Source organism: [Borrelia] turdi, assembly GCF_030439285.2.
Classification (GTDB): Bacteria; Spirochaetota; Spirochaetia; order Borreliales; family Borreliaceae; genus Borreliella; species Borreliella turdi.
This window is the reverse complement of record NZ_CP124018.1, coordinates 756,425-770,262: the sequence shown is the minus strand read 5'-3', so window position 1 is coordinate 770,262 and position 13,838 is coordinate 756,425. Positions and strand designations below refer to the sequence as shown.

The window sequence follows — 13,838 nt, the reverse complement described above, 5'->3', positions numbered from 1 at the left end:
CAATATGTTAATAGATATAGATCAAATAAAAATAAAAAAAAGAATTAGAAAAAATGTAGGAGACATTGAAACTCTTAAAAACAGTATTATAAAGCATGGATTAATTTATCCAATAATAATAGATAAAAATAAAAATTTAATAGCGGGATTTAGAAGATATCAAGCCTTAAAAGAAATCGGATATAAAGAAGCTGAGGTAAAGGTAATCTCAATTGAAAACAAAAAAACTTTACTTGAAATTGAGCTTGATGAAAATAATGTCAGAAAATCATTTACAAAAAGTGAAGCAAACGAAGGTGAAGCCTACTTAAAAATTTATTCTGAAAGTAATTTAATAATAAGATTCCTTAAATTTATTATCTTAAAAATTAAAAACATATGGAAAAGAAAAAATAGAAAAATTTAAACCATAGAAAAGGGGTGTGTTTATGATAAATTACAAAAATCTTAATGAACTTGAAAATTTCAAAGTTCTTGAAGGAATTGCTCCAGAAATGCTAAAAACCGCATTAACTGAAAAAAGAATAAAAGAGTACGACATTACACTAGAAGGAGATAAGGTGCATTACAATTATGCTTCAAAGCAAATTAATGAAAACCACCTTAAAATTTTTCAAAATTTAAGCGATGAAGCAAATTTAATAGAAAAATATAAAGAAGTACTTGATGGGAAAAGAGTCAATATTAGTGAAAATAGAAAAGTCCTACATCACCTTACAAGAGGACAAATTGGTAAGGACGTAATAGAAGACAATAAAGAAAATATGGGGGAATTTTTCCAATCAGAACTTGAAAAAATATATAATTTTGCAAAGCAAATCCATTCTGGAAATATTAAAAGTGCAAATGGTAAAAAGTTTAAAAATGTAGTTCAAATAGGAATTGGTGGATCCAGCCTAGGACCTAAAGCGCTTTATAGCTCAATAAAAAATTATGCAAAAAAACACAATCTGGCTTTAATGAATGGCTATTTTATTTCAAACATTGATCCAGACGAATCAGAAGAAGTGTTAAATAGCATTAATGTTGATGAAACGCTTTTTATTATTGTCTCAAAAAGTGGAAACACATTAGAAACCAAAGCTAATATGCAATTTTTAATAAACAAATTAAAATTAAATGGCATAAAAGAATATAAAAAACAAATAGCCATCATAACACTAAAGAATAGCATGTTAGCACTAGAGGAAAAAGGATATCTTAAACATTTCTTCATGCACGATTCAATAGGTGGAAGATTTTCTCCAACATCATCAGTTGGGCTTACGCTACTTACTCTTTGCTTTACAGAAAAAATTGTAAAAGAAATTATAAAAGGGGCCAATAAAACTGATAAAAAATCATTAAATAAAAACGTAAAAGATAATGCACCTCTATTAGCAGCACTAATTAGTATATACGAAAGAAATGTTCTCAACTACAGTAGCAACTGCATCATTGCTTATTCTAAGGCAATGGAAAATTTTTATCTTCACTTACAACAGCTTGAAATGGAAAGCAATGGAAAAAGTGTAAACAGATTTAACGAAACAATAAACTATAAGACTGTAAGAATAATTTGGGGGGGCATTGGAACAGATGTTCAACACTCATTCTTTCAAATGCTTCATCAAGGAACAGATATAGTTCCAATGGATTTCATAGGCTTTAGTGAAACACAACTTAAAGAAGATGTAATATTTGATAATAGCTCAAGTAATGATAAACTAAAAGCAAATTTAATAGCCCAAATAATAGCATTTTCAAAAGGAAAAGAAAATAGCAATAAAAATAAAAATTTTAAAGGTGAGAGACCTTCTGCATTAATATATTCAAAAGAATTAACACCTTATACAGTAGGGTCAATACTCTCCCATTATGAAAATAAAGTAATGTTTGAAGGATTTTTATTAAATATAAACTCATTCGACCAAGAAGGGGTTCAACTGGGAAAAATTCTTGCTAATCAAATTTTAAAAAATGACACCTCTGAAGATGAAATAATAGAATCTTATTCTAAAAAAATATTAAAACAAGATTAATTAATTTTAAATTTTAAATATATACCCTTAAGTTTAAAAAAGAATGCACTAAGCTTATACAAGAGGTAAGAATGGATAAGGTAAGTATATTATATACATTGATCAATATTGTGGCTATGTTTATTCTAATAAGCATAATTTATCTTTGTAAAAGAAAAAATGTTTCTTTTACAAAAAGAGTGTTTATATCGTTAGGGCTAGGAATAGCATTTGGAATGACTATCCAATATTTTTATGGCACAAATTCATCTATAACAAACGAAACTGTCAATTGGATAAATATTTTGGGTGATGGATACGTAAGACTTCTTAAAATGATTGTAACCCCTTTAATAATAACATCAATAATATCTGCAATAATAAAATTAACCAACAGTAAAGATGTTGGGAAAATGAGCTTATTTGTAATATTAGTACTAGTATTTACAGCAAGCATTGCTGCTGTAATTGGCATTTTCACTGCTTTAATATTAGGATTAACAGCTGAAGGACTGCAAGCAGAAGCGAGCGAAATTTTACAAGGTGAAACATTACAAAAAGGCCTTGAAATATTAAATCAAACACCAATTACAAAAAAAATCGCAGAGCTTATTCCACAGAATATATTTGAAGATATGGCCGGACTTAGAAAAAGCTCAACAATTGGAGTTGTGATCTTGTCAGCTATCATAGGAATAGCTGCCCTTAAAACATCTATCAAAAAACCAGAATCAATAGAATTTTTTAAAAAAATAATATTAACGCTTCAAGACACAATATTAGGAATAGTAACTTTAATTTTAAAGCTAACACCTTATGCTATATTAGCTTTAATAACAAAAATTACAGCAACCAGCGAAATTAAAAGCATAATAAAACTTGGAGAATTTGTAATTGCTTCCTACATTGCCATAGGCCTTACATTTCTTATGCATATGACATTAATTGCAATAAACAAATTAAACCCAATTACTTTTATAAAAAAAATATTTCCAGCACTAACATTTGCATTCATATCTAGATCTAGTGCTGCAGCTATACCTATTAATATAGAAATTCAAACTAAAAACCTAGGAGTAAGCGAAGGAATAGCAAACTTATCAAGCTCCTTTGGAACATCAATTGGGCAAAATGGTTGCGCAGCAATTCACCCCGCTATGCTTGCCATAATGATAGCACCAACTCAAGGAATAAACCCTACAGATACTTTATTTATACTCACACTTCTTGGATTAATAATAATAACTTCATTTGGAGCTGCTGGAGCTGGCGGGGGTGCAACAACAGCTTCACTAATGGTGCTCTCAGCAATGAACTTTCCAGTAGGCTTGGTAGGACTTGTAATATCTGTTGAACCTTTAATTGACATGGGAAGAACAGCTCTTAATGTAAGCGGTTCAATGCTTGCCGGGGTTATATCTGCTAAAAGGCTTAAGCAACTCAACCCAAATATATACAACAAAAAAGAGTTAATAAATAAATAAATGGAAAAACAATTATGAAAATAATAATTATTGGGGGCACAGCAGCAGGAACTAGTGCAGCAGCCAAAGCAAAACGCTTAAACAAAAAACTAGACATTACTATATATGAAAAAACAAATATTGTATCTTTTGGAGCTTGTGGCCTACCCTACTTTATAGGAGGATTTTTTGACAATCCAAATACAATGATCTCAAAAACACAAGAAGAATTTGAAAAAACTGGAATCTCTATTAAAACTAACCACGAAGTTATCAAAGTCAATGCAGAAAGCAATGCAATTGTAATAAAAAATCAAAAAACAAAAAGCATTTTCAACAATACTTACGACAAACTCATGATAGCAACTGGTGCAAAACCTATTATCCCAGCAATCAATAATATCAATCTAGAAAATTTTTATACACTGAGAAATTTAGAAGACGGTCAAAAAATAAAAAATTTAATGGACAAAGAAGAGATTAAAAATATAGTAATAATTGGTGCTGGATATATTGGAATTGAAATGATAGAAGCAGCAAAAAATAAAAGAAAAAATGTAAGATTAATTCAACTAGACAACCACATACTAACAGATTCCTTTGACGAAGAAATAGTTAAAATAATGGAAGAAGAGCTAATACAAAAAGGAGTTGATCTTCATACAAGCGAGTTTGTAAAAAGTTTAATGGGAGAAAAAAAGGTAGAAGGAGTAATAACAAACAAAAACACTTATCAGGCTGATGTTGTTATACTTGCTACTGGAATAAAACCTGCTACTGGATTTTTAGAAAATCAGCTTAAGACTACTACAAATGGAGCAATAATTGTAAATGAATATGGCGAAACTAGCATAAAAAATATTTTTTCTGCAGGAGATTGTGCAACTATTTATAATATAGTAAGCAAAAAAAATGAATACATTCCCCTGGCAACAACGGCCAACAAATTTGGAAGAATCGTCGGTGAAAATTTAGCTGGAAATCGTGTTCCATTTAGAGGAACATTGGGCTCAGCTTCAATTAAAATACTATCTTTAGAAGCTGCAAGAACAGGGCTTACAGAAAAAGATGCACAAAAGCTTCAAATAAAATATAAAACAATTTTTGTAAAGGATAAAAATCATACAAATTATTATCCAGGCCAAGAAGATCTTTATATTAAATTAATTTATGAGGAGAATACCAAAATAATCCTTGGAGCACAAGCAATAGGAAAAAATGGAGCTGTAATAAGAATCCATGCTTTATCAATTGCTATTTATTCAAAACTTACAACAAAAGAATTGGGAATGATGGACTTCTCATATTCTCCACCATTCTCAAGAGCCTGGGATATATTAAATATTGCTGGAAATGCTGCCAAATAAAAAAAATTTAATTAATTTAATTCTTCATGCTAATCGGCTGTCCCGTACTTGAGAGAACATCTCTCCAAAAAGAACCATTTGGATTAACCTTATTTCTGTCGATTACTGCCATCTTAATCGGTATATGCACAAATTTTGTACTCCACAAACTAATTAGCATTTTTGTCTTACCAGACATTGCAGCATGCACAGCGTTTGACCCAAGTCTAGCACAATAAAGAGAATCGCTAGCATTAGCAGGCGAACTTCTAATAATATAGCTAGGATCAATGTATTTAAGAGTAAATTGTATATTTTTTGCTTTAAAATATTCTGTAATTTTATCCTTAATATAAAGCCCAATATCTTCATAAAGCAAATTCCCAGAATCATCTTTCTTGCGAGGAAAATGATCAAAATACTTTTGACCTGCTCCTTCTGCTATCAATATTACTGCATGGGGAATTTCTTCTAAGCTTTCTTTTTCTAAAAGTCGTCTTTCAAGATGCACAAGAAATCCATTAGGACCCTCTATGTCAAAATCAAGCTCTGGAATTAAACAAAAATTAACATCATTAGAAGAAAGCGCGGTATGAGCAGCTATAAAGCCAGAATCCCGTCCCATAACTTTAACAAGCCCAATGCCATTATAAGCGCTATTAGCTTCAAAATGAGCACCAGCAACAGCTGCAACAGATTGTTCTACAGCTGTCTCGAATCCAAAAGATTTTTGAACAAACATAAAATCATTGTCCACGGTTTTAGGAATACCCACAACTGCTATTTTTAAATTTCTTCTTTCTATCTCCTCAGCAATAAGAAGAGACCCCTTTTGAGTACCATCTCCACCAATATTAAAAATCATATTAATATTCATTCTCTCCAAAGTATCAACTATTTCCACAGGCTTAATACCACCTCTTGAAGATCCAAGAATTGTACCTCCAAATTTATTAATATCATCAACAACATCTGGATTAAGATTAATAAAAGGCGAATTTGACTCAGGAAGAAGACCTTGATATCCAAACTTTACACCATAAATATTGCGAACTCCATAAATTTTCCATAAAGTTCTCACAATAGAACGAATAACATCATTAAAGCCGGGACAAAGCCCACCACAAGTAGTAATAGCAGCTTTAACGTGTCTGGGTACAAAATAAATTTTTTCTCTAGGCCCGGCTTTCTCTAAAAGAACATCTTCATATTTATCTCCCTCATCCTCATTTCTATATACACTAAACTTAATTTTATTTTTTTCATTAACAAAATGTGAAGAACCCTCGCCAGCATAAAAATCAATCAAAGGATTGTTTTGCTTGCATTCTCCTAAACTATCTATTTTAAAATCTAAATTTTCATTTTTAATTCTATACACCAAATGCTCCTTTATAGTATTATAACCTATTTACTTTCTAATAAATTGACTTTGATCTTTAATCATATCGTATATGTCATCGTAAATATAAGGAGACCCTTCAACAGGAGATTTAATTAAATTGCCAGCTATGAATTCAAAATATTTATTCAATTTTGAATTTTTCTCAAAATCAATAAATGGTACTCTATTATTAATAGCCTCTCTAAAACTTTTTGCAAAAGGCACAAATCCTATAAACTCTATTGGTATATTAATATTATTTTTAACAACATTAATCAAATTTTCACACATGGCAATCTCTTCGCTAGTTTCTATTCTATTTAACACCACTCTAGGATAAAAATTATTCATCATCTTCTTAACCTTCAAAGAAGAACTCAAAGAAATAAATTCAATCCCAACAACCAAATCTTTAAACCCAAGCTTTGTTCCTTCAATCTTATCTTTAAAAAAATTACCAATATAATCTCGCTCAGGACTTTTTTGTGGAAAGCCTAAATATAAAAGACGGAAAAGAGCATTCTTTAAAAAAGAATAAGCATTAAGTATGGAAGGGGTTTCTGGTACTGTAACAATTATACCGCTATAAGATGCTAAATAAAAATCTATTGTATTATAAGAAGTTCCAGATCCTAAATCTAAAAAAATAAAATCAGCAACAAGATCTTTTTGAATGGCTTCTATAATCTTTTTTTTAGCAGAAAAAGGAAGATTTGCTGTTCCTGTATAAAGAGCATCGCCTGGAATAAGATAAAGTTTATCATAAGATGTTTTACATACTAAATCTGAAAAACTTTTATCCCTTCTATTAATAAAAGAACCAATGCCCACGCCCTTATTTTTAACACCCAAACACGTATGTAGATTAGAACCTCCAAGATCAAGGTCAACAAGTATTACGGTTTTACCTAAAGTAGAAAGCTTATATCCAACATTTGCAACAAAAGATGTTTTTCCAACGCCACCTTTGCCACTTGCTACAGGAATAATTTTAGTCATTATTAAGTCCTAATTATCCTTACGATCTTTTTGAAAAATTTTCATAAAATTAAAAATCCCTACAAATCTTGATTTTTTCTCAGTATCTTTATTTAAACTTTCATCCTCCTTAGAAACCGAAATTAAATCTTTAATTAAATCTTTATTGTTTGTAAAATTTTCAATACTATCTGGTTTCCCACAAATTACAATTTTATCATCTTTTAAAAAAAAATAATCGCCATCGACAAATTCATATCTAGAATTACTTAAATTCCTAACAGCAATAACTGTAATCCCACATTCTCTTCTAAGATCAGCCTCAAAAAGAGTTTTACCAACATATTCTTTAGGAATAACAGTTTCAGCAACAATAATATCATACCCAATAATATTATAAGTTGAAAGATTAGGAGACACTAATAATGGAGTTAATCTTCTTGCAGCATCTTTACTTGGAAATATAATTTTTGTTGCACCAAGAGTTTTTAATATTTCAGCATCATCTCTATTTTCTGTCTTAACACATATTTCCCTTAAACCTAAAAGATTGCAATAATGGGTTACAAGAGCACTTTTGCCAAGATCATCATCAAAGTCAATCACAACAGCATCTGTATCTACGGGAATTATTTTTTTCAAAGCATTTTTAGTAAATTGCTCAATAACAAAGCTTTCTGTAGATATCACATCATATTCTTCAACAAGCTCTTTAGATGTATCTATGATAATAATTTGACAATCAAGCCTGCTTAAATCTTCAAGTAGGTGAATTCCTAAATTACTAAGCCCAATAATAACAAATGTCTTCATATGCTTCAACCAACCAAAATATCTTGCCTTGGCCTTGTAAATTCTTCAAAACGCGACTTTCTTGAAACAAAAACAGCCATTGAAAAAAGCCCTATTCGTCCTGCAAACATAGTAAAAATTATAATAACTTTACCCCAAAATGACAAATCCCTAGTTACTCCAACTGAAAGACCAACTGTTCCAAAAGCAGAAAATACTTCATAGCCCAAATCAATAACTTTCCAATTACCAGATCCGCCCTCAAAAAAAAGAAGCATAAAAAAAGAAAAACTTACAATAAAAATAGCTCTTGCAAAAAATAAAAGCGCAAATCTTATACTGTCTATTGAAACCTTGTAAGACCCAATAATATATCCATTGCCGTTTTGATTTTTAACAACAGCTAATATAATTAAAAAAAATGTCGTAATCTTAATTCCTCCTGCAGTTGAACCGGGTGCCCCACCAATAAACATAAATGGCAAAGAAACTATTTGAGTTCTTCCACTTATCAAAGAATTATCAAGATAATTAAAGCCTGCTGTCCTGGTACTAATCGAATAAAAAATTGAATTAAATATTAAAGTAATCACGGAATAGCCATCTTTTAATTTGTGCATCTCTGTAAAAAAAAATAAAATTGCACCAAATATAATTAAAACAAAACTTAAAGAAAAAACTATTTTGGCATGAAGTGATAGTTTTTTTTTGTTCCTAATAGTATTCCTTACATCTCTATAGACCATAAACCCAAGCCCACCACAAATTATTAAAATAGAAACCACAACTATAGCCTCAGGAACATCTTTCCATGCGTAAATACTCTCAGAATGCATGGAAAAACCCGCATTGCAAAAAGCAGAAATTGTTGTAAATAAAGCCTCTAGAAATGAAATATCAACCCCTCTAAGTTTAAAACAAATAAGTATCAATATTAAACCTATCATTTCAATTGAAAAAGTTATAAACAATATACTTTTTAAAATTCTAATAGGATTATATTCTATATTTGAAAGGGAATACTGCTTTATTATTCTTGCATCTGTTAAATTCATTTTCTTTTTAGGTATAAGCAAATAAAAAGTAGTAATACTTATAAATCCAAGCCCCCCAAGTTGAATTAATAACATTATCAAAATAAATCCAAAAGTAGAAAAACTTTCTATTTTAACCGTTATAAGCCCTGTAATACTTACAGCAGAAACAGCAGTAAAAAGAGCATCAATGTATGCTAATTTGCCATCACCCCCCCAAGAAATAGGCAGCATTAATAAAAGAGAACCTATAAGCATAATTAAAACAAAATAACTAAAAAGTAAAAACTTATCGCTAAATTCAAATTTCAACATATCATACAAAAAGCTGTTTAAATTATTAAAAATCTATCTTATATAGCATAATATTTTAACATTGAAATATTATCATAATTACATTATTTTTAATATATGTTAGAAATAGAATTAAAAGCATTTATTCCCCCAAAAGAGTTGAAAAGAATTATCAAGTTAGCAAATAAAAAATTCAAGTTTATTAAAGAAGAAATAAAAACTGACATCTATTACTCAAACCTAAAAAAAATTATAAGAATAAGAAAATTAAATACCCTAGAAAAAATTGTTACATTTAAAAAGAAAATATTAGACAATAACAATGCTATAGAAATTAATAAAGAAGTAGAATTTAAAATAGATAATGTTAACAATTTTTTAATCCTTATAAAAGAACTTAAATTTAAAAAACTATACAAAAAGATAAAAAAAAGTTTAGTTTATCAAACTAATAATTTAAATATAGAAATAAATGAAATAAAAAATCTTGGATTTTTTTTAGAAATAGAAAAAATAATTAACAATCAAAATGATATAGATTTAGCAAAAAAAGAAATTATCAATATAATTAATCAATTTGGCTTAAAAGAAAATCTTGAAACTAGAACTTACTTTGAATTACTTAAATTGGCAAAACTAAAGTAAAAAATAATTCATTGGAATTAGTACTTAACGTAGAAACTAAAAGCCCTTGATTGCCATAAATTCCAATCTGGGGACTAGTAACATTACTCTTAAAATACTCCAATTTATTTAAAAAATACCAATTCTTATTTTTAAAATAAATTAATCTCACATTGTTACTGTCTTCAAAAGCTAAAAACAAATTATTTTTATAAAGCCCAATATCAATACTTAAACCTTCCACTTCAACATTAGGGCTTATATTAATCCATCTATTGCTTTTCAAAGGACAAATGCTTACAATGGGCCTATTCTCAGAAAGAAAACTCATAATTATTTGATTAAAATTAGAATCAAAAAAACCTTTAATAAAATTAGCCATATAAACAGAAGAAATATTTGCATTTACCCAAGCATTCTCCTTGTTTACAATAAATTCAGATTTAATTTCATTATTTGACTTATAATTATAAAAAATGCCCAAAAAAGGTTCAGATATTAGCCCAATGTTTGATGAATTAACATTAGCATCACCTTTGCTTAAATAAGAATGTATTACATCAGTCCAAACACTTCCATAGCCCATATTTGATATTAAATTTATTTTATATTCACCTTCAATTTCCCTTAAATATGTCAAATACAATCTATCTTTTAAATCAATACTAATATTTAATAAAGATCCAAAATTTTCTATGTACCCAGGACTAATATCAATCCATTTTCTACTATTAAACTTTTTAACTACAAGTTCACTAGCGAAATCAGAGCCCGATTTAGTAACAAAAGCAATATATAAATTTCCTTTTGAATTAATTGAAAAATCAAAATTAACTATATTAGTAATATTTCCATTAACAGATGAATCAAGATTAAACCAACCAACATTCTCAATAAACTCAGCAACTTTAATATCATCGCTATTTTCTAGCTGATAAGCAATATAAATATTGCTTTTATAGATCCTTAATATATGCTTTTTAAGCTTGTTGGTTAAATTTAAAACAGGCAAATCTTTTAAAGTAAAAAATAAATCTTCTTTTTCAATCTTAGGTGTTTTAGCTTTCAAGGAATTGCTATTTAAAATTGAAAAATCTAAATCTGTAAGCGAAAACTTTATGTTTTCATTTTTAGTGCCAACGTATATTATTGCGTAAAGAGAATTTTTATCTAATCTTATTTTAAAATCTCTTCTTTTTATTTTATCAGTTATGTACTTTTTATTAGAAATATCATAAATTTTAAAAACAAAATCGGAATTTGAACTCTTATCTAAAGTCAAAACATAATCAGAAGATTTGCTAACTTTTAAATAAACGCTTCCTTTCCCATTTCTGCTTAAAATACTCAATGGACTAATTTCTGTTAATATTTGATTTACTTGAGCTTGAATAAAAGAAAGATTTATAAATAAAAATAGCAAAATTAATATCTTATTTGTCTTCATATTTTTTTTACATTAAAGAATATTAATACATAATCTAAAAATGATAAAATTGCAAAAAAAGCAGCACAAACATACGTTGTTTGAACAATAAATAAAAATTTGAATTCAAAATTTAAAATGTAGCTAATAAAATTTTGAGTCGGCTCTGTAAAACTTAGTTGATTTAAAGTATAAAACAAAAGACTTGCAAAAGTAGAAACAGCATAAAGAATTGACTTTAATTTTCCCAAAAAATTGGCTTGTTGAACTATATTAAACTGAATAATTAAATTTCTAACAAAACCAATAGAAATTTCACGATAAATAAATATTACAAAAAAATAATAAGGGGTTATGCCTTTGTAAAAGAAAAAAACAAAATATGTTAAATGCTGTAAAACATCCGCATAAGGATCTAAAATTTTACCCACATTACTAACAAGATCAAATTTTCTTGCAAGGTGCCCATCAATAAAGTCAGTAAATTCATTAAAAATGATTAAAAACCAAATAATTCCAAAAAACAAATATGGGGAAAAAACATTTTCCAAAAAAAATAAAATTAATATAATAAAAGAAAGTATAATCCTGGCTAATGTTATTTTATTAGGAGTAATAACCTTGATTAAATTATTCAATTTATCAAATCTCCTTATCTCTTATTTTTAATAAAATAAGCTTTAGAGCTTCATCAAGTTCAATTCCATTTATTTGCTTATTTGTTCTTGTTCTAATAGATATTTTCTCTTCTATTGCTTCTCTTTCTCCAATTATAAACATATAAGGTATTTTTTTAGTCTGATATTCTCTAATTTTAGCATTCATTCTTGAGGAGCTATTATCAAGTTTTATTCTAATCCTTTCATTTTTAAATTTATTAAAAACATTAATAGCATAATCTTCTACAGCATTATTAACAGGAATGATTACTACTTGAACAGGAGACAACCATAAAGGAAACGCTCCACCATAGTGCTCTACAAGAATTCCAAAAAATCTTTCAATAGAACCTAACAAAGCTCTATGAATCATAAATGGTCTTTTTTCTTTACCATCCTCAGCAGTATAAGTCATATTAAATCTCTCAGGGAGATTAAAATCAAATTGAATTGTACTCATCTGCCACTCTCTCTCAAGCGAATCGACTATCTTAAGATCAATTTTAGGTCCATAAAAAGCGCCTCCTCCTTCATCAATTTCATAAGGAACTTCAAAATCAATTAACGCCTCTTCAAGAACTTTTAAAGACATTTCCCAATCAGTATCATTTCCAACAGACTTGTCAGGCTTTGTAGAAAGATACGCCTTTAAGTTATTAAAGCCGAATTTACTCCACATATAAATAGCAAACCTAAGCACTTCTTTAATCTCATCTAGAACTTGAGAATGAGTACATATAATATGAGCATCATCTTGAGTAAAACCTCTTGCTCTCATCATGCCATGCAAAGCGCCTATCTTTTCATAACGATATACAGTACCAAGTTCAGCCCATCTAAATGGCAAATCTCTGTAAGAATGCTTGCCTGTATTGTAAATTGCAATATGAAAAGGACAATTCATGGGTTTAAGATAATAATCGCTTTTATCCATTTCTATTTTTTCAAACATGCTATCCTTATAAAAGTCTAAATGACCAGAAATTTGCCAAAGCCAAGATTTACCAACATGAGGAGTATAAAGAATATCATACCCATTTTTATAATGCTCTTCTCTCCAAAAATCTTCTATTAAAGCTCTTATTTTGGCCCCATTGGGATGAAAAAAAACAAGCCCCGGACCAATCTCTTCATGAATAGAAAATAAATCAAGCTCTTTTCCAAGCTTTCTATGGTCTCTTCTTTTTATTTCCTCTCTCAAATTAAGATAAGATTTTAGATCTTTTTCATTATTCCATAAAGTCCCATAAATTCTAGTGAGCATTGTATTTTTTTCATTACCTCGCCAATAAGCTCCAGCAATACCAGTAAGCTTAAATGCCTTTGGATCAATTTTATTCATATTCTCAACATGAGGACCCCTACAAAGATCAATAAAATTGTGACTCTTGTAAATAGAAATTTCATTTTGTAAATCAAAATTTTTAATCAAATCAATCTTGTAAGGCTCATCTTTAAAAATTTCAAGAGCCTGCTCTACGCTTATTATCTTTTTTTCAAAAGAACTGCCGGTCTTTAAAATCTCTCTCATTCTATTTTCTATATCCAAAAGAGAGTCTTCTGTAATTTGCTTTTTAAATTCAAAATCATAATAAAACCCATCTTTAATAGGGGGCCCTATTGCAATTTTGGTATTTGGAAATAAATCACGCACAGCTTCTGCCATAACATGAGCGATTGAATGTCTTTTTCTGTAAAGAATATCTGCTTTATCTAAATCTTTGCTCACAATAATACCTTTAATCTTTCGATTTTTATTAAAAAATTAAAATTTACATTTATTACTTTTAAGTAAAAATACTTACCTCGAATATTTATAATTACTAAATTTAAATATA

The 13,838-nt window shown here is 28.6% G+C and carries 12 protein-coding genes; 5 read left to right on the top strand and 7 right to left on the bottom strand.

Translation table 11 applies throughout. The features are described 5' to 3' along the window. Nucleotides 1–4: 4 nt before the first annotated feature. From QIA31_RS04220 to QIA31_RS04205, 4 genes are all read left to right on the top strand, one after another. Nucleotides 5–406: a ParB N-terminal domain-containing protein gene (locus QIA31_RS04220; RefSeq protein ID WP_151060376.1), complete on the top strand. Its 402-nt coding sequence runs from the start codon at nt 5–7 to the stop codon at nt 404–406. 22 nt (nt 407–428) lie between these two features. Beyond that, nucleotides 429–2,021, top strand: a complete 1,593-nt coding sequence (locus QIA31_RS04215) for a glucose-6-phosphate isomerase (protein ID WP_301394365.1) — start codon at nt 429–431, stop codon at nt 2,019–2,021. A gap of 71 nt (nt 2,022–2,092) precedes the next feature. Beyond that, nucleotides 2,093–3,484: an L-cystine transporter gene (locus QIA31_RS04210; protein WP_301394364.1), complete on the top strand. Its 1,392-nt coding sequence runs from the start codon at nt 2,093–2,095 to the stop codon at nt 3,482–3,484. Between the two features lie 14 nt (nt 3,485–3,498). After that, nucleotides 3,499–4,830 (top strand): CoA-disulfide reductase, encoded by a 1,332-nt coding sequence (locus QIA31_RS04205; protein WP_301394363.1) that lies wholly within the window; start codon nt 3,499–3,501, stop codon nt 4,828–4,830. Nucleotides 4,831–4,846: 16 nt separating this feature from the next. Here QIA31_RS04205 and QIA31_RS04200 read toward each other — a convergent pair whose 3' ends face one another. The 4 genes from QIA31_RS04200 to QIA31_RS04185 are packed head-to-tail and all read right to left on the bottom strand — an operon-like array spanning nt 4,847 to nt 9,312. Continuing rightward, the gene (locus QIA31_RS04200) at nt 4,847–6,190 is read right to left on the bottom strand and encodes an ATP-dependent 6-phosphofructokinase (RefSeq protein ID WP_301385860.1); all 1,344 of its coding nucleotides are present in this window, start codon (nt 6,188–6,190) and stop codon (nt 4,847–4,849) included. A gap of 30 nt (nt 6,191–6,220) precedes the next feature. Beyond that, a complete protein-coding gene (locus QIA31_RS04195) occupies nt 6,221–7,192 on the bottom strand; it encodes a MinD/ParA family protein (protein ID WP_301385859.1) in 972 nt (323 codons plus the stop codon). Between the two features lie 9 nt (nt 7,193–7,201). Continuing rightward, on the bottom strand, nt 7,202–7,984 hold the full coding sequence (locus QIA31_RS04190) for a potassium channel family protein (protein ID WP_301385858.1): 783 nt from the start codon (nt 7,982–7,984) through the stop codon (nt 7,202–7,204). 5 nt (nt 7,985–7,989) lie between these two features. Next, on the bottom strand, nt 7,990–9,312 hold the full coding sequence (locus QIA31_RS04185) for a TrkH family potassium uptake protein (RefSeq protein WP_301394362.1): 1,323 nt from the start codon (nt 9,310–9,312) through the stop codon (nt 7,990–7,992). 96 nt (nt 9,313–9,408) lie between these two features. Here QIA31_RS04185 and cyaB point away from each other — a divergent pair, with 96 nt between their 5' ends. Further along, nucleotides 9,409–9,936, top strand: a complete 528-nt coding sequence (gene cyaB, locus QIA31_RS04180; RefSeq protein WP_151060368.1) for a class IV adenylate cyclase — start codon at nt 9,409–9,411, stop codon at nt 9,934–9,936. On the opposite strand, the gene QIA31_RS04175 is transcribed toward cyaB, so the two are convergent. The 3 genes from QIA31_RS04175 to thrS are packed head-to-tail and all read right to left on the bottom strand — an operon-like array spanning nt 9,914 to nt 13,729. Continuing rightward, entirely contained in the window at nt 9,914–11,362 is a 1,449-nt protein-coding gene (locus QIA31_RS04175) for a hypothetical protein (RefSeq protein ID WP_301394361.1), read from the bottom strand. The two genes, cyaB and QIA31_RS04175, sit on opposite strands and share 23 nt — an antisense overlap. Then, nucleotides 11,359–11,979, bottom strand: a complete 621-nt coding sequence (gene pgsA, locus QIA31_RS04170; RefSeq protein ID WP_301394360.1) for a CDP-diacylglycerol--glycerol-3-phosphate 3-phosphatidyltransferase — start codon at nt 11,977–11,979, stop codon at nt 11,359–11,361. Before pgsA ends, QIA31_RS04175 begins: the two co-directional genes overlap by 4 nt. A 4-nt stretch (nt 11,980–11,983) precedes the next feature. Next, nucleotides 11,984–13,729: a threonine--tRNA ligase gene (thrS, locus tag QIA31_RS04165; protein ID WP_301394359.1), complete on the bottom strand. Its 1,746-nt coding sequence runs from the start codon at nt 13,727–13,729 to the stop codon at nt 11,984–11,986. Nucleotides 13,730–13,838 lie beyond the last annotated feature (109 nt).

What these genes read in the sequence shown, in the direction of transcription:
- QIA31_RS04215 (WP_301394365.1), top strand. Translation starts at nt 429, where the DNA reads ATGATAAATTACAAAAATCTTAATGAACTTGAAAATTTCAAAGTTCTT.
- QIA31_RS04210 (WP_301394364.1), top strand. Translation starts at nt 2,093, where the DNA reads ATGGATAAGGTAAGTATATTATATACATTGATCAATATTGTGGCTATG.
- QIA31_RS04185 (WP_301394362.1), bottom strand. Translation starts at nt 9,312, where the DNA reads ATGTTGAAATTTGAATTTAGCGATAAGTTTTTACTTTTTAGTTATTTT.
- cyaB (WP_151060368.1), top strand. Translation starts at nt 9,409, where the DNA reads ATGTTAGAAATAGAATTAAAAGCATTTATTCCCCCAAAAGAGTTGAAA.
- QIA31_RS04195 (WP_301385859.1), bottom strand. Translation starts at nt 7,192, where the DNA reads ATGACTAAAATTATTCCTGTAGCAAGTGGCAAAGGTGGCGTTGGAAAA.
- QIA31_RS04175 (WP_301394361.1), bottom strand. Translation starts at nt 11,362, where the DNA reads ATGAAGACAAATAAGATATTAATTTTGCTATTTTTATTTATAAATCTT.
- QIA31_RS04205 (WP_301394363.1), top strand. Translation starts at nt 3,499, where the DNA reads ATGAAAATAATAATTATTGGGGGCACAGCAGCAGGAACTAGTGCAGCA.
- QIA31_RS04190 (WP_301385858.1), bottom strand. Translation starts at nt 7,984, where the DNA reads ATGAAGACATTTGTTATTATTGGGCTTAGTAATTTAGGAATTCACCTA.
- QIA31_RS04220 (WP_151060376.1), top strand. Translation starts at nt 5, where the DNA reads ATGTTAATAGATATAGATCAAATAAAAATAAAAAAAAGAATTAGAAAA.